Source organism: Armatimonadota bacterium (genome assembly GCA_018268395.1).
Classification (GTDB): Bacteria; Armatimonadota; Fimbriimonadia; order Fimbriimonadales; family Fimbriimonadaceae; genus JAEURO01.
The window spans coordinates 26,748-50,454 of record JAFDWQ010000002.1 but is presented as its reverse complement, the minus strand read 5'-3'; the positions used below and the strand labels follow the sequence as shown (position 1 = coordinate 50,454).

Annotated in this window: 21 protein-coding genes and 1 tRNA gene; 14 read left to right on the top strand and 8 right to left on the bottom strand. The window is 63.8% G+C overall.

Annotated features, from left to right (window positions below):
• Window positions 1–77: 77 nt before the first annotated feature.
• Window positions 78–162: transfer RNA gene (locus JST30_05390), tRNA-Leu, on the bottom strand.
• 121 nt (window positions 163–283) lie between these two features.
• On the opposite strand from JST30_05390, the gene JST30_05385 reads away from it, so the two are divergent.
• Together JST30_05385 and JST30_05380 are read left to right on the top strand one after the other, a co-directional pair.
• Window positions 284–1,603, top strand: a complete 1,320-nt coding sequence (locus JST30_05385; GenBank protein MBS1713752.1) for a Gfo/Idh/MocA family oxidoreductase — start codon at window positions 284–286, stop codon at window positions 1,601–1,603.
• Between the two features lie 86 nt (window positions 1,604–1,689).
• Entirely contained in the window at window positions 1,690–2,256 is a 567-nt protein-coding gene (locus JST30_05380; GenBank protein ID MBS1713751.1) for a hypothetical protein, read from the top strand.
• Here JST30_05380 and JST30_05375 read toward each other — a convergent pair.
• Entirely contained in the window at window positions 2,253–2,804 is a 552-nt protein-coding gene (locus JST30_05375) for a TlpA family protein disulfide reductase (protein MBS1713750.1), read from the bottom strand. The genes JST30_05380 and JST30_05375 overlap by 4 nt on opposite strands.
• A gap of 118 nt (window positions 2,805–2,922) precedes the next feature.
• Here JST30_05375 and JST30_05370 point away from each other — a divergent pair, with 118 nt between their 5' ends.
• Together JST30_05370 and JST30_05365 are read left to right on the top strand one after the other, a co-directional pair.
• Window positions 2,923–3,588 carry a hypothetical protein gene (locus JST30_05370; protein MBS1713749.1) on the top strand — a complete coding sequence of 222 codons (666 nt, stop codon included), beginning with the start codon at window positions 2,923–2,925 and terminating at the stop codon, window positions 3,586–3,588.
• A 51-nt stretch (window positions 3,589–3,639) separates the two neighbouring features.
• Window positions 3,640–4,113, top strand: coding sequence for a hypothetical protein (locus tag JST30_05365; protein ID MBS1713748.1), 474 nt, complete (start codon window positions 3,640–3,642; stop codon window positions 4,111–4,113).
• 4 nt (window positions 4,114–4,117) lie between these two features.
• On the opposite strand, the gene JST30_05360 is transcribed toward JST30_05365, so the two are convergent.
• Complete coding sequence (locus tag JST30_05360) at window positions 4,118–4,477, bottom strand: cupin domain-containing protein (GenBank protein MBS1713747.1); 360 nt, start codon at window positions 4,475–4,477, stop codon at window positions 4,118–4,120.
• A 98-nt stretch (window positions 4,478–4,575) separates the two neighbouring features.
• Between JST30_05360 and JST30_05355 the strand changes: the two genes are divergently transcribed.
• The 5 genes from JST30_05355 (at window position 4,576) to JST30_05335 (ending at window position 9,769) form a co-directional block, all read left to right on the top strand.
• The gene (locus JST30_05355) at window positions 4,576–5,166 is read left to right on the top strand and encodes a TetR/AcrR family transcriptional regulator (protein ID MBS1713746.1); all 591 of its coding nucleotides are present in this window, start codon (window positions 4,576–4,578) and stop codon (window positions 5,164–5,166) included.
• An 8-nt stretch (window positions 5,167–5,174) separates the two neighbouring features.
• Window positions 5,175–6,254: a S41 family peptidase gene (locus JST30_05350; protein MBS1713745.1), complete on the top strand. Its 1,080-nt coding sequence runs from the start codon at window positions 5,175–5,177 to the stop codon at window positions 6,252–6,254.
• 106 nt (window positions 6,255–6,360) lie between these two features.
• Entirely contained in the window at window positions 6,361–7,710 is a 1,350-nt protein-coding gene (locus JST30_05345) for an alpha/beta fold hydrolase (protein ID MBS1713744.1), read from the top strand.
• A gap of 39 nt (window positions 7,711–7,749) precedes the next feature.
• On the top strand, window positions 7,750–8,211 hold the full coding sequence (locus JST30_05340; protein ID MBS1713743.1) for a hypothetical protein: 462 nt from the start codon (window positions 7,750–7,752) through the stop codon (window positions 8,209–8,211).
• Window positions 8,212–8,569: 358 nt separating this feature from the next.
• Complete coding sequence (locus JST30_05335) at window positions 8,570–9,769, top strand: alpha/beta fold hydrolase (GenBank protein ID MBS1713742.1); 1,200 nt, start codon at window positions 8,570–8,572, stop codon at window positions 9,767–9,769.
• Window positions 9,770–9,846: 77 nt separating this feature from the next.
• On the opposite strand, the gene JST30_05330 is transcribed toward JST30_05335, so the two are convergent.
• Window positions 9,847–11,040 carry an acyl-CoA dehydrogenase family protein gene (locus tag JST30_05330; protein ID MBS1713741.1) on the bottom strand — a complete coding sequence of 398 codons (1,194 nt, stop codon included), beginning with the start codon at window positions 11,038–11,040 and terminating at the stop codon, window positions 9,847–9,849.
• Between the two features lie 143 nt (window positions 11,041–11,183).
• Between JST30_05330 and JST30_05325 the strand changes: the two genes are divergently transcribed.
• Entirely contained in the window at window positions 11,184–12,548 is a 1,365-nt protein-coding gene (locus JST30_05325; protein MBS1713740.1) for a hypothetical protein, read from the top strand.
• Window positions 12,549–12,596: 48 nt separating this feature from the next.
• Window positions 12,597–15,563, top strand: coding sequence for an AAA family ATPase (locus tag JST30_05320; protein ID MBS1713739.1), 2,967 nt, complete (start codon window positions 12,597–12,599; stop codon window positions 15,561–15,563).
• Here JST30_05320 and JST30_05315 read toward each other — a convergent pair.
• Window positions 15,538–16,650, bottom strand: coding sequence for an acetoin utilization protein AcuC (locus tag JST30_05315; protein MBS1713738.1), 1,113 nt, complete (start codon window positions 16,648–16,650; stop codon window positions 15,538–15,540). The genes JST30_05320 and JST30_05315 overlap by 26 nt on opposite strands.
• A 91-nt stretch (window positions 16,651–16,741) precedes the next feature.
• Between JST30_05315 and JST30_05310 the strand changes: the two genes are divergently transcribed.
• The 3 genes from JST30_05310 to JST30_05300 all read left to right on the top strand — a co-directional run bounded on the left by JST30_05310 (window position 16,742) and on the right by JST30_05300 (window position 20,170).
• On the top strand, window positions 16,742–17,686 hold the full coding sequence (locus JST30_05310) for a hypothetical protein (protein MBS1713737.1): 945 nt from the start codon (window positions 16,742–16,744) through the stop codon (window positions 17,684–17,686).
• A gap of 73 nt (window positions 17,687–17,759) precedes the next feature.
• Window positions 17,760–18,656, top strand: a complete 897-nt coding sequence (locus JST30_05305; GenBank protein ID MBS1713736.1) for a UbiA family prenyltransferase — start codon at window positions 17,760–17,762, stop codon at window positions 18,654–18,656.
• Window positions 18,653–20,170, top strand: coding sequence for an amidohydrolase (locus JST30_05300; protein MBS1713735.1), 1,518 nt, complete (start codon window positions 18,653–18,655; stop codon window positions 20,168–20,170). The genes JST30_05305 and JST30_05300 overlap by 4 nt, the downstream gene beginning before the upstream one ends.
• Here JST30_05300 and JST30_05295 read toward each other — a convergent pair.
• From JST30_05295 to JST30_05285, 3 genes are read right to left on the bottom strand one after another with little or no spacing between them, the layout of a single operon-like run.
• Window positions 20,146–20,814 carry a flagellar brake domain-containing protein gene (locus JST30_05295; GenBank protein ID MBS1713734.1) on the bottom strand — a complete coding sequence of 223 codons (669 nt, stop codon included), beginning with the start codon at window positions 20,812–20,814 and terminating at the stop codon, window positions 20,146–20,148. The two genes, JST30_05300 and JST30_05295, sit on opposite strands and share 25 nt — an antisense overlap.
• A gap of 9 nt (window positions 20,815–20,823) precedes the next feature.
• Window positions 20,824–22,389, bottom strand: coding sequence for a hypothetical protein (locus JST30_05290; protein ID MBS1713733.1), 1,566 nt, complete (start codon window positions 22,387–22,389; stop codon window positions 20,824–20,826).
• On the bottom strand, window positions 22,386–23,636 hold the full coding sequence (locus JST30_05285; protein ID MBS1713732.1) for a tetratricopeptide repeat protein: 1,251 nt from the start codon (window positions 23,634–23,636) through the stop codon (window positions 22,386–22,388). Before JST30_05285 ends, JST30_05290 begins: the two co-directional genes overlap by 4 nt.
• Window positions 23,637–23,707: the final 71 nt, after the last annotated feature.

The window sequence follows — 23,707 nt, the reverse complement described above, 5'->3', positions numbered from 1 at the left end:
CTCTTGTGCAGTACGGACCGATGAGGTTCAACACCGGTAAGGATGCCGGTCAGACTGCGGAGACGCTGCTGTCGTCTTGGTGGGCAAGGAGGGACTCGAACCCTCACGCCTCGCGGCGCTGGAACCTAAATCCAGTGCGTCTACCAGTTCCGCCACTCGCCCGGTCGGTCGCAGGGTACCTGAGGCCGGATCGATGGTCGCACGGACGGTCAAGACGCCGACTTAATGAGCGTCAGGTGCGTCGAGTCGCATTCCAGCCCTTCCTTTAGCTAGAATGGGCCCGATGGACCCGATGACGAGAAGGGACGTGCTGAAAAAGACCGGAGCCGCCGCGGCGGCCGTGACGATCGCGCCGTTCGCCAAGGCGGTGGACGTCGCGACACCTTGGAAGAGGCCGGTCTCGGCCAACGACAAACTGGTCGTGGGTCTGATCGGATGCGGCGGAATGGGTGCATCGAACATGCGGACGTTGATGCAGTACGACGACGTCGAGTTCGCCGCCGTGTGCGACGTCGACACTTCGCGCATGCCTGGCGACATCGCCGAGATCAAGAAGAAGTACGGCCGGGATCCCCAGGTCTACAAAGACTATCGTCAGATGCTCGACAGGAAAGACATCGACGCGGTGATCGTCGGGACTCCGGACCACTGGCACGCCTTGAACCTGATCCACGCCTGCCAGGCCGGAAAGGACTCGTACTGCGAAAAACCGATCTCGCACAACATCACCGAAGCCGTCGCGATGGCGGCCGCGGCCAAGAAGTACGGTCGGATCGTCCAGGTCGGGACGTGGCAGCGGTCGACCAAAGAGTTCACCGACGCCCTCGCTTATGTCAAGTCCGGCAAACTTGGCAAGATCGTGCTGTGCCGCGCTTGGATCTCCGATGGGACGCGGATCGGTCGAAAAAAGCCGATCGCCCCGCCGAGCAACCTCGATTACGACATGTGGATCGGCCCGGCCAAAATGGTGCCTTACCAGGACAACAAGGTCCACTGGAACTGGCGGTGGGTCATGAACACGGGAGGCGGACTGACCACCGACTGGGGCGTCCACATGATGGACATCGCACTGCTCGGCATGAGCAAGGGTATCGACCTCGTCATGCCGACGGAGGTCAGCACCGTGGGCGGACAGTTCGCGTTCAAAGACGACGACCGTGACGCTCCGGACACGATCGAATCGATCTATCGCTTTAAGGACCCTGACTTCGTGATGCATTGGTCGGTCAACCGCGACCATCCAGGCAAACCTGGCCACGGCACGGAGTTCGTCAGCGAAGACGGGAAGACCGTCCGCGTCTGGCGCGGCGGCTGGACCGTCCTCGATGCCGATGGAAAGGAACTGCCCAAGGAAGAGGCCCCGGCGCCTGAGAGCCACTGGCGTCAATGGGTCGACTGTGTGAAGAGCAGGAAGGCTCCGATCGCCGACGTTTCCTCGATCGCTCAGACCACCATCGTCTGCCATCTGTCCAACGCCGCCCTGATGTCCGGAGAGACCGTCCGGTGGGACAAGTCGAAAATGGACATCGTCGGCAAGGCCGGGAAGAACACCATGGCTTACCGTCGGGAATACCGGAAGCCTTACGCCCTACCGAAAGTTTAGGCCCGGCCCCTGGCTGTCGTCGAAATCGACGACGGAGGCGCCCTGACGGTGAACGATCGTCGTCAGAGCGCCAAGAATAGTCGGTGATGGGCCATGGGATCTTAGGCCGTACGGCCACCCTGCTGTTCGCGGACGGACAAAGGTCGGCGGCGAAAGTCGTCGGCGTCTCCGCCGCCGGGTGGATCCTGGAGGGCGATGACAGTCTGGCCGGCCTTCACGGCGCCGCCTATGCCCTTGTGAACGAGGCCGGACTGCTCGAAGCTTGGGCGTGCATCGTCGACGGAGGGGACGTCCGGAGGGTCGACGTCCGCCTCTCAGGCGACCGCGTGACCGTCTTGAACGGCAGACGGGAACGCTCGCACGTCCCAGGCCTCACCGTCAAGTCCGAGGACGGGACGACACTGACCGTCACGGACGTTTCGGAGCGAGGCTTCGGCTTCGTATGTGCCGGACTGCCGCACATCGGCGTTTTGTCCGCGTTCACCGCCTCGCTGGACGGCGTCACCGTACGGCTGACGGGCTACCAGTCCCACATTGTCGAAATCCTTCCCGGGCTCTATCGGGGAGGCGTGTCTTTGCGTCTGCGGAACGCTCAAGAACATCGAGAGTGGACCGGCTTCTTGGCCCACTCCCACTCGCGGACCGCGGCCTAACGCCGCTCTTGGCCGGCCCTGCTCGCCTTGACGATCTGCTCCAAGACCTTCTCCGTCAACGGGTCTTCCGTGCTTCCAGGGAAGCCTTGCCAGCGGACGATCCCGTCCGGACTGACGATCATCACGTGGGGGATGCCTTGAACTCCAAGGGCCTTCGACGTTTGTGACTTGGTGTCGACGGCGATGTGGTAGTCCATCTTGGTCGAGGCCATGAACTTCGTGACCGTGTCCTCGGATTCGTTGCTCAGCCCTACGAAGACGATGTCCTTCCCGAACTTTTTCGACCATTGGTTGACTTCAGGGATCAGCTCCCGGCAGGGGCCGCACCAGGTCGCCCAGAAGTCGACGAACAGGATCTTGCCCTTCATCGATTCCGGTGCGCCGTTGAGCCACTTTTCGATCTTGAGTTCGGGCGCTTTCTTGCCGCGAAGGTCGTTCTTCGCGTAAAGGGTCTTCTTGACGGACGGGTTCGGGTAGCCGTCTTCGACCGTTCCGGCCATGCAGACGGCCGCAGCGATGACGAGGACCGGCGAAAGGAAGCGTCGCATGCCCCCAATATAGTCGAATCTTGCTAGATTTGTTCGCTCCGGCTTGGTCGGAGGACGGGGACACTGGATTTATACTGGTACGAGGCGGCACGAGACCGCCAAGGTGTTTGACTTGATCATGAGAAGCCTGTTCGTCTTTTCGGGAGCCGTCGTGCTCGCGTCGGCCGCGTCTGCACAGTACGTCGGCCCGTCGCCTTATCTATCCTCGGCCGATTCACCCTTCGCCGGCGCCGTCATCGAAGACTTCGAGGACGGTTCGTTATCGTCCTGGGCGACCGCCAGCGGAGGAGTCGCCCTTGGCCCGGGCGCCCAGACCGATTCGGTCGACGGCGACGACGGCAATCTGGACGGCTTCGGGAACGCGGGTCACAGTTGGTATCTGAACGTCCCGTCCGTCACGTTCAAGTTCGACGCGGGACGGCTCGGCGGACTCCCGACCAAAGCCGGCCTCGTCTGGACGGACGTCGGCGCCGTCTCGTCGGGCGACTTCGGGTTTGCCGACGTCACCTTTGAGGCGTTCGACCAGAACGGCGCGTCGCTCGGAGTGACCGGCCCGTTTCTGCTCGGCGACGGGCAAATTTCAGGCGGTGCCGCGGAAGACCGGTTCTTCGGCATCGTGAACGCGGGCGGCGTCAGTGCGATCACGGTGTCCGTGGCGTCGAGCAGCGACTGGGAAGTCGACCACGTCCAATACTCGGACGTCGTCCCCGAACCGGCGCTTATGGGAGCCCTTGCTCTCGGTTCGGCGTTGCTGAAGGGTCGACGGAAGGCCGGGAAGCGCTGAACGGCGGCTAGGCCCGGAAACTTTTCAGGAGGGCCGTCCGTACAGTGCCCTGTGAGACAGGCACGAATTTGGACGGCCCTCTTGGCCGTCGCCCTCGCCGCGGGAGCGTTTGCGGCCGACGTGACCGGGAAGTGGTCTGGCAAGATCGAGATCGAGGGGAACCCGGAGATCAAGGCCAAGGTGAAGGCGCAGGGCGGCATGCAAGGCCCGACGATCACGATCGACCTAAAGTCGGACAAGACGTACAAGGCCGATCAGACGGGCATGCCCGGGGGTAAGGCGATGGCTTCGGAAGGTAAGTGGAGCGTGTCCGGCAGCACCGTCACCCTGACGCCGACCAAGCGCGACGGCAAGGCCGTTTCGGGCGAGGCTGCAAAGCCGAAGGTCTACACGTTGTCGAAAGACGGCAAAACGCTGACGATGGACATCTCCGGCATGGTCCGGGCCCAAGTCAAAGGGAACGACAAGGCGAAGGCAGCTATGCCCGCCGACTTGAAACTGAAAGTCGTCCTTCACAAGGCTTGAAGCGTCAAACCCGGTCGAGCTCCGTCCGGGTCAAGTCTCCGCCCGCGTCACCCGTATTGAGGGTGGACGCGGGCTCGAAGAGCATGACGCACACCTCCTCTTCGGCGACCGGCCGGTGCTCGACGCCTCGTGGCACCACCAAGAACTGTCCTGCCGTCAGTCGGACGTCGCCGTCGCGAAGCTCCATCGTGAACGATCCTGACACGACGAAGAACATCTCGTCTTCATCCTCGTGGCTGTGCCAGACGAACGGGCCCCGGAACCGGACGAGCTTGACCTGCTGACCATTGAGGTCGGCCACGATCCGGGGGTTCCAGTGGTCGGCGAACAGTCCGAACTTCTCCCTGACGTCTACTTTCTGCAACGGCACCGCCCAGTCTGGCACTCGTGCCCGTCGGGACGTCCGACCCAGATCGTTGTTGCACGGAAACCTGAAACCGTGCAAACGTGTATCTTGGTGACATGACGGCGACGACAATACTGCGAACGTCCACGAAGGACCTGATCCTGGACGCGACAGACCGCTTGATGGCCCGGTTCGGTTTTCGGAAGATGACGATGGACGACGTCGCAAAGGAAGCCGGGATCAGCAAGCGGACGATCTACGTCCATTTCCAGAGCAAGGAGGACGTCGGTCTCAGCTCGATCGGCCGCGTCGTCGAACGCGTCCACGACGAACTGCGCCAGATCGCGTCCGAGGACCTTCCGCGCGACGAAAAACTGCGTCGCATGTTGCGCCGGAGGGTCCTCGGGCGTATCGAACAGGTCCGCGATTACGCCCACAGCCTCGACGAGCTGTTCGAAGCCGTCCGTCCGGCGTATATGGCCCGCCGTGCGATGGTCTTCGCTGTCGAGCGCGGCCTGATCTCGAACGTCCTCGCCGATGGCATCCCGCCTTCCCCGAAAGTCGAAGCGATGGCCGAAAACCTCCTTCTGGCCACCAACGCCTTTTTGCCGTACAGCCTCAGTGTCCGCGAACTCGGTTCCCCCGAATCTCTCGGACACAAACTGGACTCCATGATCGACACCCTCCTTTACGGCGTCACCGCCTGAACACCACCATGACCCTTACCCCCCTTCTCGCCCTCTTCGCCGTTCTCGCGCCTGTCCCGCCGGCCCCCCAAGTCTCGGCTTCCGCTCCGCCGTCTTCGTCGAACGTCGACAAGGCGACGCGCACGGCCACGGTCGAAACCTTGATCAAGGAGATGAACGAGCGTTATGTCCTTCCCGATGCGGCCAAGACGATCGAAGGGTCGCTTAGGAAATGGATGTCGGAAGAGTCCTTTGCGTCCCTTGACGATCCGCTGGCCTTTTCGGCGAAAGTCAACGAGATCCTGAAATCCGGTGCGACCGACGCGCACTTGCGGTTCCGGTATTCGGCGTCCTCGCTTCCGAAGCGGGAACGTCCGACGGAGCCGTCTTCTGACGAACTTCGGCGGTACGCCGAACAGACCCGGTACGCGAACGCGAACTTTGAGAAGGTCGAACGCCTTCCTGGGAACGTCGGCTACGTCCGGTTCGGCGGCTTCGCCGATCCGAAGGACATGGAACGGCCGCTGGAGGGCGCCATGCGCTTTTTGGCCAATGCCGACGCGTTCATCGTCGACCTGCGCGGCAACGGAGGCGGCGACCCCGCCGGCGTCCGGTTGTTCTGCAGCTACTTCTTCGAAGCGAAACCGGTCCACTTGAACGATATCTTCTTCCGCAACGGGGCCAAGGTCGAGAAGCAGGAGTTCTGGACGTTGAAGAAGGTCGCCGGCCCGAGGTTTCCGAACGCGCCCCTCTTCGTCCTGACGAGCAAGCGGACCGGCTCCGGAGCGGAGGAATGCGCCTACAACTTCCAGCAACTCAAACGCGGAACGATCATCGGGGAACCGACTTGGGGCGGCGCCAATCCGGGAGGCATGGTCCGTCTCGGTGACCACTTCGCATGCTTCATTCCGGTCGGACGGGCCCAGAACCCGTATACGAAGACCAACTGGGAGGGCACAGGCGTTCTTCCGGACGTGAAAGCCGACCCGACGACGTCTCTGAAGGACGCTCACGTGATGGCCTTGAAGAAGCTCATTGCCGACAGCAAGGACGCGGAACGGAAGCGCCTGCTGGAGCAAGTGCTGGAAGAGACCGTCAAAGGAGCCTGACGACAGCCGCCGTCTTCTCCCTGTCGGAAGGGCCGATGGGGAGAAGGGCGGCTCGACGACCCGCGTTCCGGAACCCGGCCGACGGCGACCGAGTACATTGGCCTCAGTGAAACTCGCTTTCTTCACCCTCTGTTCCGTCCTATCTGCGGTCGTTTTCGCGCAGTCGGACGACCTTCCGCGCAAGGCCGCTTTCGGGGTCTCGCTCGGCCCGGCCACGGAGGCCGAGGCCAAAGCCGCCGGGATCCCCGCGAACGTGGCGGCGAAGATCACCCGCGTGTCGCCCGGAATGACGGCCGCGGCCCTGGACGTCAAAGTCGGCGACATCCTCGTCACCTTCGGCGGAGAAGCCTATAGGGGGCCCGCCGTCATCGGCGCCTACTGCAAGAAGAACCTTTCGGGTTCGCCCCTTGTCGTGGAGGTCTTCCGTGACGGGAAGAGGACGAAGCTCACCGGGAAGCTGATCGAGCGTCCGCGCCAAAGGGAGGAAGGACTCGACGTCCTCTACACGAGCGTCACGAGCAAAGGAAAGAAGATCCGCGTCATCGTCACGTCGCCGAAAGGAAAGACTTCGTCCCCGACCCTGTTCTTGATCGGCGGGATCGGCGCCTACAGCATCGACGGTGACTACGCAGGGACCGCCTACGGCAACGTTTTGGGACCGATCGCCCGCAAAGGCTATGCGATCGTCCGGATCGACAAGCCGGGCCAAGGGGACAGCGAAGGGCCTGACTACGGCGACCTGCTCTTCGATGACGAATGCGACGCCTATCTCCAAGCGCTCAAACTGGTGAAGACGCTACCCGTGGTCGACAAGGACCGGATCGCAGTCTTCGGGCACAGCATGGGCGGAGCTTTCGGCCCGATCGTCGCCGCCCAGGAGAAAGTCGCCGGCGTCGCCACGTACGGGACGATGTCGAAGACGTGGCTCGAGTACCAGTTGGAAAACATCCGCAGGCAATCCTTGCTCGCGGGAGCGGCTCCCGCTGAAGTCGACAAGATGATGCACTCACAGGCGGAAGTGAACTTCTACGTCTTCGGGAAGGGCATGAGCCTCGAAGACCTCCGGAAGCAGCACCCCGAACTGGAGGAAGCCCTGCGTGAATTCGCGCCGGACGGCAAGACCTATTCCGGGGTCGGCATCCCGTTCTTCCAGCAGCTCGCGACGAAGAACCTTCCCGAGGCCTGGGCCAAGGCAGGATGCAACGTGCTGGCGATGTACGGCGAGAACGACTTCATCACTTGCGAGGCCGACCACCGCTTCATCGCCGACACGGTGAACGCCGCTTCACCTGGAAAGGGCGAATTCCAACTCGTCGCTCAGAGCGACCACGGCTTCATGAAGACCGCGTCCCAAAAGGAGAGCATGACGAACTGGGGCAAAGGCGGAACCTTCAACCCGGCCGTCATCGACGTCCTGACCGCTTGGTTGGAGAAAGTGATCGGGAAGGGTGCGTAGGAAAGACCATTGCGTGACGGCCCGACGTCGAAGAGAGTTGTGACCGACCGCCGCCTTGCCCTCGCCAGGCTTCTCGATCATCTGCCAGAAGCCGGCCCGGGCGCGGATGCGGAGCTACGGATCCGGGCGGTGCTCCGACCGCTCGTTGAGGCGGCGGTCGCTTCCGACGAAGTCGGCCCCATCGCGACCGAACGTGGTGCCTGTCCGAACTGCGGGACCGCACACCGGGCCGAACGCACCCCCTACTGCAGTCCGGAGTGTCGCGATAGTGCCGCGTTCGTCCGACAGTTCCGACAGTCGGTGACTGACGGTACGCTGTCCGACCCCGAGCGTCAGGCGGGCATGGGCCAGGCCCTCTGGGCGGTCCAGGGCGGCGGATATCCGCGGCGGCAAGCCATGGTGCCGGACCGAGTGGTCGCCCAAGTCATCGCCAGGCACGAAGGGAAGTGCTCGGTGTGCGGCGCCCCGGCCACCGGGGTCGACCACACCGGGTCCGGGTGAAACCGCCCGATCAATCTGCGGGCGGTCTGTCCGCAGTGCAACCGCGCCCGGGATTTCGGTGAAGCCGACCTCGGCCCTGCCGTCTTGCGCCTCTACCGCGAGCTCGGTGAGCGGATCGCCGCCGTGCGTCCGGTCCGACCGTGCGACGACGCGGCGACGTGGGACTGGCGGGCGTGGCTGCGCGGACGTCAGATGCCGGATCCTTCATCCCTGGCTTAGGCGAGGAATCGCGACCACGTCTTCAGGAGGTTTGACGAGGGGCTTCCTGGACTAGAGCGCTGGGGCAGAGGAAAAGAACGACGGAATTCCGATCCGAAAGGAGCGAGCTTCGTCCCCGACCATCGGCTACTATTCCGTCATGAAACGTGCCTGCATCGTTTCGACGCTGATCCTCTCCGTGAGTGCCGGGGCTGCACAGGTCCGCCCGACCGGAACCATGGAACTCGCGCTAGTCCGGGAGCGGCACAAGACTCTCTTCGGTGCGCTCGGCATGCCCGAACCTAAGAACGCGATCGCGCTTTTCAAGCTCACGTACGCTTCTCGCGACCCGAGGGGGCGATCGACGACGCTCAGCGCGCTCGTCGCTGTTCCGAAGGGCGTCGCACCGCGCGGACTTGTGGTCTATTGTCACGGGACGCAGACAGAGCGGGCACAGTCACCGAGCAAGTTTTCGGGCAAGAACGGAGTCGCCGAGGCAGAAGCGGCCGTACTCGGCCTCGCCACAGGCCCCTATGTCGTGCTGTTGCCCGACTATCTGGGTCATGGCGACCATCCGGGAGTGCACCCGTATCCGATGGGTTCAGTCAACGCCGACGGCGTCCTCGATGCGGTCCGAGCTTTGCGCAAGGTTCCTGGAAGGCCGTTCGCGCTCGGTTCGAAGCTGTTCGTCACGGGCTATTCGGAGGGCGGCGCGGTCGCCATGTGGTCGACGAGGAAGATGGAGTCAGCTTCCGACTTTGACTTCGGCCCGGACTACTCCGTGCCGATGTCGGGCCCGTATGACCTGCAGGACACGATCGTCGACTGGCTGACTTCGAAGACGACCGACGGCAAGCTTTACGCGTTCAAAGTGCTCGGCCTGGCGTATTCGGCTTATGGGCTCCAGCGCAATCGACCCGGGCTGAAGCTGGACGACTTTTTCGTGCCCTCGTTCGCGAGTTACGTCCCGAAAGTGTTCGGTGGCGACGAAACGAAGATCGCGCAGCGGCTACTGGTCAAGGCTGTCCAGCTTGGCGCACTTCAACAGGTCGATCGCATCGTGCAGCCCAAGTTTCTCAAAGCGATGCAGGAGAGGGACCGCAAGAACCCGCTCGTGGCTGCGTTCGTGCAGAACACCTGCCTCGATTGGACGCCTCGGACACCGATGACGCTCGTCTACCTTCCGACGGACACCGTCGTCGTGCAGCGACACACGTTGAAGGCGGTCGCGGAGTTCCGTCGGCGCGGGATTTTGGAAGATCAGGTGAAGGTGGTCGCGCTTCCGCCCGGCCAACTCGGACATGTCACAGCGATGGTGCCTGCGTTGTCTGTGGCACGACGGGCGTTCGACGGTCGATAGTCCGTCTCGCAAGCCTCGCCTTGCACGTCACTTGTCTTCTGCGACGGCTCCACGGCCACCTTTCGAGGGTGTAGCCGTCAGTTTTCAAACGGCCACGTCGGCAGGGTTCGCGCCAACGGTTTGTCCGACCGGTAGCCCATCTCGTACTCGGCCTGCATGAGGGTGTGGATCTCGTGGGTGCCTTCGTAGATCATCGCGCCGCGCGAATTGCGGAAATAGCGCTCGACGGGGAACTCGTCGCAGAACCCGTACGCGCCGTGGATCTCGACCGCTTTGTTCGCCGCGTCGAAGGCTGCCTCGCAGTTCACCCACTTTGCCATCGAGACTTCGCGCGTGTGCCGCAGGCCTTTGTTCTTCATCCACCCGACCTTGTAATAGAGGAGCCTGCCGATCTCGCGTCCGCGCACCATCGATGCGATCATCTGTTGCACGAGCTGTTTGCGCCCGATCGCTTCTCCCCCGACCGTCCGCTCGTCTGCGTACCGGACACACGCGTCGAGGCAGGCCGTGATGATGCCGACGGCGCCGGCCGCGACCGTGTAGCGGCCATGGTCGAGGGCCGACATCGCGACTTTGAAGCCGTCCCCTTCTTGGCCCAACATGCAGTCGGCCGGGACGCGCATGTCTTGGAAGAAAATCTCGCCCGTGTTGCCCGCCCGCACGCCAAGCTTGCCGTGAATGGGGCGGCTCGAAAATCCGGGAGTGTTCCGGTCGACGATGAACGCGGCATAAGGAGCTTTGGCATCCGTCTCCGCGAGGCGCGTCACGACGAGGAAGGCGTCAGCGTAGTCGCTCAGGCTGATCCAGGCCTTCTGCCCGTTGATCACATAGGAGTCGCCGTCTTTGCGGGCCGTAGTCTTAAGGTTCGCCGCGTCGGATCCGGCGCTCGGTTCGGTCAGTCCGAACGCGCCGATCCGCTTGCCCGTCGCGAGGTCGGGGAGCCAGCGGCGTTTCTGCTCGTCCGTGCCCCATTGCATGAGGGTCATGGTGTGGAGGCCGTTGTGGACGCTGAGGACGACGCGGGCCGAAGTGTCCGCGCGTTCCAGCTCTTCGCAGACGATGCCGAGGCTGACGTAGTCCGCACCCATCCCGCCATAGCCTTCGGGGACGGAGACACCGAGCATGCCGGCTGCTCCCATGCTCTCGAGGGTCGCACGGTCGGACTTCGCTTCGCGGTCGCGGTCGCGGAGTCCGGGGACGATCTCGTTCTGACCGAACTTGAACGCGGCCTCTCGGATCTGCTCGTGCTCGGGGGTCGGTGCGAAGTCCATGGACTGGATTTTGGACCAAGGGACGACCGGTTTGCCGGACCGTCGGGCACCCGGCTCGGAGGGCTGTAACGATCGTGTAACGCTCGTCGGAAGACACTGGTCGCTGACAGCCCATCGGAAAGTGACGGGCGGGACGGGAACAGATGATACACACCTGGAAAACGGCGGCACTTGCCCTCCTCTGCGGAGCGGCCTCGACGACTCTAGCGGTTCCCAGACTTTGGAACAACCCTGCGAACCTCGACGACTCGGGCACGGACATCACCGTGGACAACCTCGGAGTCAGCCATGCGGTCGGAACCACCGACTCAGGCGGGAAGAGCGGCAAAGACCTGGTCGTCTGTCAAAGGGACATTTTGGGAGGGCTTACTTGGTCGTACGTTTACCGGACGGGATGGGGATGGACGGAGACAGGGGACGCGATCGATCGGGTCGGGTCCGGCGATGTCTATGTCGTCGGTACGAGACGAGGACCGTTCGTCGGAAAGGGCGGGCTGTTCTCGGCTCCGGCCGAAACGATCGTCTTGAGGTTCTCCGCAAGCGGCACGTTGCTCAATCAATCGGTCTTCACAGGACTGGGCGGAGATACGGCGCCCACCGACGTCGCAGTGTTCGGAGGTTCTGTCTACGTTTCAGGATCGTCCCGAGCGGCCGGGTCGAAACGCGACGGGTACCTCCTTCGCCTGCCGCTCGACCTTTCGACGCAAGCCGTCCGCTATGTCGCGGGGACGGCGGGTCTCGACGACGTCGTCACGGAACTGACGGTCGACACGACGGGCAACGTCTTCTATGTCGGAACGGTGTCCAACACGGGATCCGGAGACGACGTTGTCGCCGGTTCCGTCGACCCCACGTTGGCGTTGCGCTGGCAGGCGGTCTTCAACGGTGCCGGAAACGCGACCGACACCGGGACCGGAATCGCACTGGACACTTTGAACCACGTGTACGTCAGCGGGCAGACCGACGGTGGTGTCGCCACTCGGGACGACGGTCTCGTCCTGTTGTTCGACAAGAACGGCGTCGGCCCAGGGGTCTATACCCACAACCGTGTGGCGGACCACTTCGATTCCTTCGCGGACATCGCGACCGACGGCGCCGGGAACGCGGTGGCGTGCGGTACGTCCCGAGCGTCGACGAACGATTACGCCGTCGTCAAAGTGAACGCCGGGTTGGTGCCCGTTTGGACCACGTATTACGACGGGACGGCCGGTCTCGGCGATTCTGCCTCCTCCGTCGCCGTCTCGGGAACGGCGACGTTCGTCACCGGCCGTTCGAGCGGGACCGGTGCCGTCGGGTCTCCCGTCGATTGCACGACCATCTCCTTCACGGCGGCTGGAGCCGTCAATTGGGTCAACCGGTTCGACCAGGCGGGTCATCTCGATGCGGGCGTCAAATGCGTCCTTGCCGCGAACGATCTGTGGGTCGTCGGCGGTTCGGAGAGCCCGGCCCTCCAAACTGACCTGCTGATGGACAGGATCCACCGGGTGACGGGGTCGTCGATCTGGTGAAAGACGCCGATCGTGGCGCCATGAGTCCGGAGCTAAACTGGGTCCGACATGGGAGGAGATGTCGGACCCGCACCCGATTGGCACTTGACGCTGTTCGGGCCGCTGACGTGCAGATGTCGCAACGGGCCGCCCGTCAAGTTCCGGACCCGGAAGACGGCCGCCTTGGTCGCGTACCTCGCTCTGTTCTCAGACCGGAAGCACGACCGGTCCGACGTGGCCGCGACACTGTGGGGCGAAACAGAAGACGCGTCCGTCATGCAAAGCCTGCGGACCGCCCTCACATCGGTACGGCAGGCGACGGACGTTCCGGACTCTGAAAAGTTTGTCATGAACGACCGCGAGTTCGTGTGGTTCGATTCCGACCGTGCGACGACGGACGTCGGCGAATTCGACCGACTTCGGAAACTGGCGAAGACGGCTCGAGACGACGTCAAGGAATCGGCGTTGGAACAGGCCGTCGCCCTGGTCAAGGCGCCTTTGCTCGCAGGTTCGGACGAGACTTGGGTCTATCCCCAATGGATCCGGCTCGAAGAGGCCTATGCACAGACCGTAGTCGACCTGATGCGCGTGAGGTTCGAACAGTCGAGGGCTCAGGACGCCGTCCTGGTCGGCCGTTCTGCAGTGGCCCTCCTCGGGGCAAGGGAAGACGTCCATATCGAATTGATCCGGGCCTACGGCCTGTGCGGCCAACCGTCGCTCGCACTGGCACAGTTCGAATCGTTAGAACGCCTTCTGGACGAACAGTGGGGAGAGGCGCCGAGCGAGGCGGCGCAGGCCGCTTTGGAGGCCGTTCCCAAGGCCGTACCGGGAGCGGTCAAGTCCAAGCGGCCACAGACGGGGGTCGTCCCCGGTTCGCGAAGTCGGCTCTTCGGCCGGGAGGGCGACCTTGAAGACATAGGGAGACTGCTCGACCCCGTCCACGGCCCCCGTCTGATGACGCTGCACGGTCCGGGAGGTTGCGGCAAGACTTCGTTAGCGGCTGAGTTCGCCAGGCACTGGTCTGGTGAAGGCCGTCCGGCTTGGTTCGTGTCCCTGAGTACGGTCGAAGATGCGGCCAATGTGTGGACCACGGTCGCGCGCGCCCTCGATCTGCCCGTCATCGGGGCATCGGCGAAGTCGGTCGGCAAGGCGCTCGATTCCGACGGTGGACTTCTCGTCCTGGACAACGTCGAACAGTTGGGCGAGGCCGGGGGACTTCAGGTCGGCCATCTTCTGGACGCGACGGCGGGACTCCGGGTCTTGGTCACGTCGCGACACTTGCTGAGGATCGCGGGCGAGCAAGCGTTCCCCGTCCGGCCGCTTCCGGTCCCGCAACGTGGGTCCAAGCTCGCTGAACTCCATAGTTCCGCCAGTGTCCAGCTCTTCGTCGACAGGTGCCGTTTGGTCCGGCGCGACTTCGAACTGACCACGGCCACTGCAGCGGCCGTCGAACAGTTGTGCCGGATGCTGGACGGGCTCCCTCTGGCTATCGAACTCGCGGCGTCGAAGACAGGGACGATGTCCGTCGCCGAGGTCGCGGCCGAGTTCGGCCGGAGCCCTCGGTCCCTCGTGGCCCGTGAGGCGGACCGTGAAGACCGGCACCGCTGTTTGGAAGCCGCGCTCGAATGGAGCCTAAAGGGCCTTGAGGACCACGTGCGGCGCGCTTTCTATGACTTGTCGAGCCTTCGAGGCCCGTTCCCGATGGAGGCGGGCCGGGCCGTGATCGGTCTCGAGGACGCTGATCGCGCCGTATCGACGCTCGTCGAATGTTCCTTGGTCGAAACGAGTCGGGACATTGACGATCGGACGTGGATCCGTCTCTTAGAACCGGTACGCCAGTTCGGCCGGTCCAAGCTTGAGGACAGCGGCCGGTACGAAGAAACGGCGGCGAGGACGTTCGTCCACTATGAGACCCTCGCAAAGTCCGGAACCGGCGACCTCGCGTCTCTGTCCGACTGGTCCAAAGAGGCAGCGAATCTGATCGGAGCTGTCGAAGCCGGTCTTGCGGGAGGAGTCGACGCCGACCGAGTCTGCCGGTACGCGCTCGGACTCGAGTTCTTTTGCCGGACGAAGGGGTTTTCCAGTGAGTGGCGGCACGCGATCGGCAAGCTTTGGGGTTGGGCCCGCGGCAAGGTCGACGACGCGACTTTTGGAATCCTGACCCTGGAGCACGGCCGTGCCAACGGGAACGTGATGCCGGTCGAGGACCTGCTTGTCGTTTACTCGGAAGCCCAAGACCTGTTGTCGAGGACGGATCAACGAACGCACCTCGCCCGATGCTGGAAGGGGCTCGCCGCGACCAATAAAGCGATGGGTCGCTACGACGTCGCGCACGGTTTTTACGAACTGGCCGTGGCGCATTACGAATCCGACCCAGACCCAAAGTCTCTCGCCGACTGCTATCGGGACTGGGCGATGAACGCCAACAGCGTCAAGGACTATCGTTCGGCTGCCGAACGGCTTGAGAAGGCTGTCGCCGCAGCAAGGACGGTCGACGATCCTGAAACGCTGGCTTGGTGCCTGACGGACCTCGGGACCGAACAAGCCATCAATGGAAACCCTAAGGCGTCCGACGAGTGTTTCCAAGAAGCGTTCGGATTGTGCGACCTGCTTGACAACCCAAAGTTGGCCTCTATCGTCCACTGGCAGCACGGCGAATCCCAATACCGGACCGGAGCTTTCGAGAAGGCGTTAGGCTCGCATCAGAAATGCCTGGCTTCCGCTTCGAAGGCGGGCTTCACGGAAGGGACGAAGTGGTTCTTTCTGACCTTAGGATGCTGTCTCGTCAAGCTCGGCCTCTACCCGGAGGCCGCTCGCTGCTGGGGCAAGATGCACGCGATGCGGACGTCCGAGGGCAGAGCCTATACCGGAGACGAACTCGAGCTCTACGAACCCGCTGATCGCGAGTGTTCCGCCAGGCTTGGACCTGCCGGAAACGAACGACATCGGTCTGATGGCGCGGCTTGCTCCTTGGAATCGTTGATCCGGGAGATGATGGCCGTCGGTCCGTCTACGGACGACCCATCCTCGATATGACGGACGCCAGGACGTCCTGAACGACCGCTTCGGCGTGAGACCGGCCTTGACCGCGGTCGACCGTCTGGACGTCGTCACTGAACCGGCACGCGGGCGCTAGGTCTGCCAGACGGTACGTACGGCCGGTTCCGTCGTCGAGCACGTCGTCCGGACCACCAAGCCGGTCATCGAAGTCGATCCCGCTCATCGTCAACACTGCCGCCGTCCACATGCGGGGCACGGTCGTCCGTTCGTATCCGCCGCCACCGACCATGACGGTCGGCAGTCCGAACGATTTGACGAGGCGGACGACGTCCAACCAGTCCTGCGCCAAAACTTCGAGATGGCCCAAAGGATCAAGGACGTGCGGATCGGCACCCGTCTGGAACACGACGGCTTGAGGGAGGAAGGCCTCGAGTGCGGCGGGAAGAGTCCGAGCGACGGCATCGGCCCAAACGTCGCCGCTCGTACCTGCGGCCAAAGGGACGTTGACTTTCGTCTGGCCTGCGCCGGACTCTCTGACGAATCCCGTTCCCGGGTAGAGCGTCCGTCCCGACTCGTGGACCGAATAGGTCAAGACCGAAGGATCGTCATAAAAGATCCATTGCACGCCGTCACCGTGATGAAGGTCGATATCGACATACGCGACCCGGTCGAACCTGTCCCGCAAGATACTACAGGCGATGGCCGGGTCGTTAAAGATGCAAAAGCCGCTTGCTTCCTCCCGACGGGCGTGATGAAGCCCGCCCGTGATCGCGCAGGCCAAAGGGAGGCCGTCGGCGACCCGACGGGCGCCTTCTGCGGCGGCGGCGGAATAGTGGAGTGCGGCCTCGTACATGCCGGTAAAGGGCGGATTGTCGCCTGGCCCGAATCCATAGGCCGCTCCACCTCGGGCTTTCGGGTCGGCTCCGAGTGCCTCGACCGCCTCGACGTACGCCTCGGAATGCACCCTCAGAGCGTCGGCCCGAGTGGCGGGTGGCGGGACGTGGACTTCGAGCCCAGGCGCGACATGTCGTAACAGGGCCATCGTCCGGGACAGCCGTTCCGGCCGCAACGGGTGCTGCGGCCCGAAGTCATAGGATTCGGCACGGACGTCGTGGAAGAACACGCCTTTACCTATTCTGGCCGTTCGAGAGCCTGGTGGAAAACCGAGGGAACGTTCGGGGCTTTCGCAGGGTTGCTCCGAACGGAGGTTCAGCATGCGATATCTTCCGTATCTCGCGTGTGTCTCGGCGGCTGTGGTCGCTGCCGGATGCGCGTCGACGGACCGGATCCTGCAGACGGCAGGTTCCGACGTCGTTCTCGACACCCCTCGCCAGATCCAACCACCGGACGCGGTCTTTTCGTGCTTCAGCCCGGACGGTCGGCTCTATGCCGTGATCGTTCCGGATGGCGAAAAATTGACGTTCGAGGTCCGCCAGACGGACGGGGACAAGACCCTTTACCGACAAGGGCCGGATCATCTTGCAGAGGCCCTTCCGGTCCTCTTCCTCAACAACGGGCGCGAACTGGCGTGCCTCGGCGAAGTCGACGGTGCGTTGGAAGTTTTGGACTGGGAACACCGGACATGGAGGAGGCTCCAAGCTCCTCCCGGAATGACCGTGGGCGACGTCGCGTTCTCTCTGTCTCTGGTCCCTCTGACGAACGCGTCCGCGACCATGACGTATCTGGGATCGTGCGTCCTGACGTCGGAGGGGGTGGTGACCCCGGTCCGCAACCCGCGTGCGACGAGCGGATGGGATCCGAACGGACGGTTCCTCGTCCAGGAAGAGGGGGCATGGACGATGATCGACGGTCACGGTCGCGAGAGCCGCGTGCAAACTCCGGTCCACATCGACCCATGCCCTTTGCTGTCCAAGGGGACGATGAGGGTCTACGAGAAGAGTGAGAACCTCAAGCGGAACGGATCGGACGTGTTCGCCTCTGCACTCTGGTTGGATCCGGCTCCAGGCTCGGCGCGTTCCGACGCCCGGACGCCTGATTCTGCGCTCGTCTTTCTGGGCTATGACGTGAAGGCCTATGGGTTCGTACCGGGACGGGACGCCGTGTTCGTGAACAGTGGAGGCGGATCGTTTATCGTCCCGTTCCGGACCCGGTCGTCGCCTGACAGAGGCGGCCCTGCCATCGAGAGGCCCGAAGAATAAGCTGCGTCCCTTGAAACCGGTCTAAGCCGGGTCTTGGAACACCTGGATCCCGGCTTCCTTCATACTCAGGCGGATGGCGACCGCGGCAAGAGGCTGGCACGGCTTCCGGGCCTATCTTGAGATGATCAAGATCGAGCACAGCGTGTTCGCTCTGCCGCACGCGCTGATCGGCATGATGTGGGCGTCGACGGCCACGAACGGGACGCCGTGGCCCGGCTGGCGGACATTCGGTCTCGTCCTGGTCGCGATGGTGTCGTGCCGGAGCGCGGCGATGGCCTTCAACCGGATCGCCGACCGCGACATCGACGCCCTCAACCCCAGAACTAAGGCCCGCGCGATCCCGTCCGGTCTTTTGAGCCTCCGGACGTCGAACCTCTACTTCTACGGAAGCTGCGCCCTGTTCTTCGCTGCGTGCGCCGGGCTCAATCCTCTGGCCCTCGTTTTGAGCCCGATCGCCTTGGGCGTCACGCTCCTTTACTCCGTGACCAAGCGCTTCACGCCCCTGTGCCACTTTGTGCTCGGGTTAAGCCTCGGCATCGCGCCGGCCGCGTCCTGGATCGCCGTCGCCGGCCGCCTTGATCCCGGCATCCTCTGGCTGACCTCGAGCGTCCTCTTTTGGACGGCGGGTTTCGACGTCATTTACAGCCTACAAGACGAAAAGTTCGACTCGGACCATCACCTCCGGAGCCTGCCACAGACTCTTGGAAAGAAGCGGGCGCTGGTCGTCAGTCGGATCTGTCACGTCCTTGCCGTCGCATCCTTGGCGGCGGCGGTCATGGCTAACGGAGGAGGCTCCTGGGCCTGGGTCGGAGTCGGGCTCGCCGCCGTGCTTCTGGCTTACGAACAGAGTCTTGTCCGTCCGGACGACCTCTCGAAAGTCGATATGGCCTTCTTCACCCTCAACGGGTTTGTGTCCATCGGCCTGTTCGCGTTCGTCCTCATCGACGTCTTGACGAGGCTGGGGCGATGACGAAGGCCTACGTCAACGGTCGGACGATATTCGGAGCGCCGCTGTCGTTCAGCGTCGCCAACGGCCGGTTCGTCGAAGTCACGGACGGTGCTTCACCGAAGGCGGACGAGACGGTCGACCTCGCGGCGGCCGTGGTCCTTCCCGGATTCGTCGACGCCCACTGCCACATTCTTCCGACCGGACTGGACCTCCTCAAACTCGACTTGACCCCGCACGGGACGCGCGAAGAGATGTTGGAAGCGGTCGCCGATTGGCACCGCGAGCGGCCCGACGGTTGGCTCTTGGCCGTCCAATACGACCAGACGCGGTTCTCCGACAGCGTCCACTTGACGCGGGACGACATCGACCGAGTCGTTTCCGACAGGCCCGTGCTGTTGAGACACTCGAGCGGGCACGCGAGCGTCGCCAACTCGAAGGCCCTCGAAGTCGCAGGCGTAGCCGAAGACGTCGCCGACCCGAACGGCGGGGCGTTCGTCCGCGACGCGTCCGGTCGGTTGACCGGGGTCCTTTTGGAACGGGCCCATGAGACGGTCACGGCCAAGGCGCCCGAGCCGACGCTCGAAGAGATGACGGACGCCGTCCTCCGGGCCGGAGAGAAGATGGCCGCGCTCGGTATCACGTGCGCGACGGACATGATGACCGGACGGTGGAACTTGGAACGGGAACTCACCGCTTACAAGTCGGCTGCCGAGAAGGGTTGCGCGGTCAGGATCCGCTTGTTCGCCCAATGGGGCACCGTCTTGGGTCGGCGGGCCCTCGATCAAGGGCGCCTCGACGAGCTTACGGGAGCGATGGACCCGGCGTCGTGCCGGCTGGAGGGGCTGAAGATCTTCGCAGACGGTGCGATCGGGTCGGCGACGGCCGCCATTTACGGATCGTTCCTGACGACCGGAGGCGACGGTCAATTGATCTACGCGCCTGATAGGTTCAAGGACATGGTCCGGACGGCCGACGGCCGGGGCTACCGACTCGCCGTGCACACGATCGGCGACCGTTCGACCGACCTCGTCATGTCGGCTTACGAGGAGACCGCCGATGCGAGGCGGCACCGCGTGGAACACGCGATGCTGCTCAGCGACGGTCAGATCGCGCGGTTGGCCCGCCTGGATCCGTCCGTCACGATGCAACCTGAGTTCTTGCTCCGCTTCGGCCACGCCTACATGAAACAGCTTGGGCCCGAAAGGGCCGCGACCATCAAGCGGACGAGGTCTGTCTTGGACGCGGGCCTGCGTCTCAGTTTCAGCAGCGACCGTCCGATCGTCCCTGGAGACCCATGGGACGGTATCCGTTCCGCCGTCGACCGCCCGTCAGGGTTCGACCCCTCCGAAAGCGTGTCCCTCGAAGAAGCCGTCCGCATGGCCACCAAAGACGGTGCGGGGGCGAACGGAGACGACGATCAAGGTGCGATCGTGCCCGGTCACCGCGCCGACTTCCAAGTGTATGCCGGGAACCCTGGCGACTCGGCGCCGGTCAGCGTCTACGTCTCGGGTCACATGACCGCTGGGCGGCCCTGAGGGCCAAGGCCGTGAACGGCGTCCTCTAGCCGGACGCGGACGTCCCGTCCCTGTCCGCCCGAGACGTATGCGGGGGTGCTGTCGAGCACGAATCCTCGGGCCTCGCCAAGGCCCTGGGGCAGGTCGAGCGCGATCAGTTCGCCGGGGGAGGGGTCGGACTTCGTCAAGAACCGGATTCCGTTGTGGCTCGAATCGACGATCTCGCCCGACGATCCTCCGAAACGGAAGGACTGGCCTTTGAACAGCGTCGTCCGGCCTTCCTCACGCCTGTCCGACCTACGATAGGCTTTGGCCGCGGCCAACAGCACCGTATGGGCGGCGCCGTCTCGTGAAACGACGGCGGTGTGGAACGTCAAAAGCCCTTCGGTGACGCCGCATTGACCGACGACGTGTTCGCCAGGTCGCAAGGGGACGTAACGGTCGTCGTGGAGCGGGGCGCTGACCAGGATCCCGTCGGGGCCGGAAGCGAGGACGCGGCAGCGGTACGCGCCTCCAGGACACAGCAGCTTGAGGTTGGCACCGATGGGAACGTCGAGGACCTGCGCCCGGCCCGATCGTCGGAAGCGGAGGACGACCGTCGTCAGTGCGAGGGAGACGGTGACGGCAAGCAGGAAAGTGAGGAGGATGTCGAGGTTGTCAGGCATCGGGCGCCTCTAGGCGCCGTACTTCCGTTCCAGACCGAACATCTGCCGGACCCGCGGCTGAAGCTTCATGGCTTGTCCCAACGATGCCAGGGCTTCTTCCGCGATCTCGGGGTCGTTCGTCTCGACGAATTTGAGCGCCTCTAGAGCGGCCTGAGCGAGCAAGATGTGTGCCAGCCTCCGGCTCTCGTGCGAATCCGCATAACGCTTTGGGGCGGTCAACCCTGCCACGAGGACGCGCATCGATTCCGTCAACCGGGCGGTGCGTTGGGCAGAAGCCAGGACCGCCGGATCACCCTCTTTGGTCCGGGCCGTCGGAACAGTCGCTTTCAGTGTCTCGGTGAGAGTCGGCAATGCCCTCTCCAGGAACAAGACGATGCTCTCGTACTGGTCGATGGGAACCGGGCCGGCCGGTGCCGATTTGAGCGCCTCGGCACATCGTTCAGGCTCGCCCATCAAGGCGTAAGCGACGGCCAGCCGGAGCGCAGACCTCGGCTCGGCCACTTGGGCGTAAACAGCGGCGGCTTTCTGAGGATCGCCGGAAAGGAGGTCGACGTCGGCTTCGACATGGCGGAACCGTGACGTCGTTCCCAGGGCCTGGCGGCAGAGATCGAGGGCGGCAAGGGCCCGGCCTGACTCTCCAGACGCGACCCACGCTTCGGCACAGGCCAATTGGGCGCCTGGGTCGCCAGGGTTCAATTTGGCCGCTTCCGCCGCGACGACGGCGCCTTCCTCGGGAAGCCCGGCTTGGACAAGCGTCCGCGCCAGGTGGAGCCGCAACGGACCGTCGAACGGCCGTGCGTCGCAAGCGGCCCTCAAGAGGCGGACGGCTTGGGCGGCTTTGCCGTCGGCGAGGAGCCAGTCGGCGACCTCCAGTACGTCCTCGCGGCGGGCCGCCTCCAGGAGAGGGTCGGGGCCTTCCGCTTTCAGGCCCGTCGTCCCTTCGCCGTCCAGTCTTGGACGAGCTGGAAGGTCCTTGAGGGGGCCGTCGCACAAGATGACGCGCCAACTGTGGGAGATGGCCCGGGCCGACATGTCCCAATCGGGGCCTTTGTCGGTCATGACCGTGAAAACACTGTAGTCGATAAGCCCCGGGATCTTCGAGGAGAACTCACGGATCGCTTTGGCGTCGACCTTACCGTCTTCCGAGACTTGAAGTTCCGACTTCTTGCTCGGATCCTTCGGGCCCAGTCGCCAGCGGCTCCGGCCGGCTACGAACAGTTCGGCGCTCGGGATGAAACTCCCGCCGTCGCTCCAGACTTGCACGACCAAGACCCGCTCGACGCCGAGAGACCGCGCGCCGTCGAGGGCCGTCCGCAAATCGGGGTACGGCACGAAGTCCTGTTCGGGACGCGAGGCCGTCCATTGTCGGAATACGGGATCTGTGTTCGACCAGACGACGGGTCGGACGCGTCCGTCACGGTCGAGCTCCTCGGCGAGATAAGGGGCGACGAGGAGCGGGGAAGAGTCCAAGGCAGCCTTTGAGGGCCGGACCTGGACGATCAGGAGGTCAGGGGCCGCACAGGCGGCCGACGCCAAGAAGCACGAGAAGACTAGGCTCGCAGCCCGGCCCTTCATTGCAACATCTTGATGAACTGACGGCATTCGGCCATGTAGCTCTCGACGAGCCGTTTATCGCCGACCCCTTGGTCGAGCATCGACTGGTAGGCGGCCAGCGCCCTCTTATAGGCTGAGAGGGCCTCAGACCTCCGGTTGAGATTGACGTAGCACTGGGCTAAACGATGGTTGGCGCTCGCCGGGCTTGCGCCGAGCTTGAGGGCCCGTTCATAGGATTTCGCCGCTTTGTCGTATTCGCCGGCAAGGAAATACTCTCTAGCGACCTGGATCAACGTCTTGCCTTCGTTGCCGTTGTTCTCGTGCGGCTTCGATCCGTTGACGGTGTTCGTATTGGAAGAGCCGGCGCTCGGTCGGATATCGATCACGGGCGGCCGCGCGGTCGCATGGGTCTCGGACGGTTTCGGTCCGGAATCTTCTGCGACGGGCGCCGGGTCGCCGTCGGTCTTCGGAGTGTTGTCCTGGACGACGGTGACTTCGGGGGAAACGGGCTGGAACCCGCTGTCGTTGGCGGCCCGTGCGAGTTGGTCGCCGACCGGGTCGATGCCTCGAGCGGGATGGTTGCTCGTGCGGCCCCGGTCGATACCCGTCGACGGTCGCTCGGTCTCGTCACCGCTCTCAGGTTGTTCCGCTTTGGACGTACCGGTTTCGGAGGATCTTGTCGCCGACTTTGCCGCCGTGTCCTTGTCGCTTTGAGTCGGTACGGGCGCCGGTGTCAAGAACGGCCGGCTCACGACTTCCGCCTCCTTCTTCTTGGGCTCGCTCGCGACCTTGACGTTCTGGTTGGCAAGGACGAGGGCCGACCCCGTGGCCGCAAGCATCACGACGGTAGCGACCGCGGCGAAAACGGTGTTCCGACGGTCGGGCTTGTCCTCCATCGTTAAGGGCTGGGCGGAATCGAGCCGCCGCAAGTGGGCGACGCGGATGCGGTCGAGCGGAGAGTCGGGCTTCAACGTGACCACGTGTTCGTAACACTCAAGGGCGCCGGCGATGTCGCCTTCGCGCTCGAGGCAGTCGCCCTTGAGAGCCAGAGCCGAGATGTTGTCGGGGTCGCCCGTCAATACGGATTCGGCGACCATCATCGCGTCCCTCAGCTTGTTCTCGCCGAAGAGCCGTTGAGCTTCCGCGACTTTGGCGTCAAGGTCTTGTGAATACGCCCGGTTCTCGGCCTCTGAAATGGGCCATCCGCACTGGCAGCAAAACTTGCTGTTCAGCTTGTTGGGTGCCGAGCACTGCTGGCAGTTCAACATAAGGGGACACCGACGAGCGGTACGATGTTACCGCAGGATCGTCCATCCGTAGACGTTGTCGACCGCCCTAC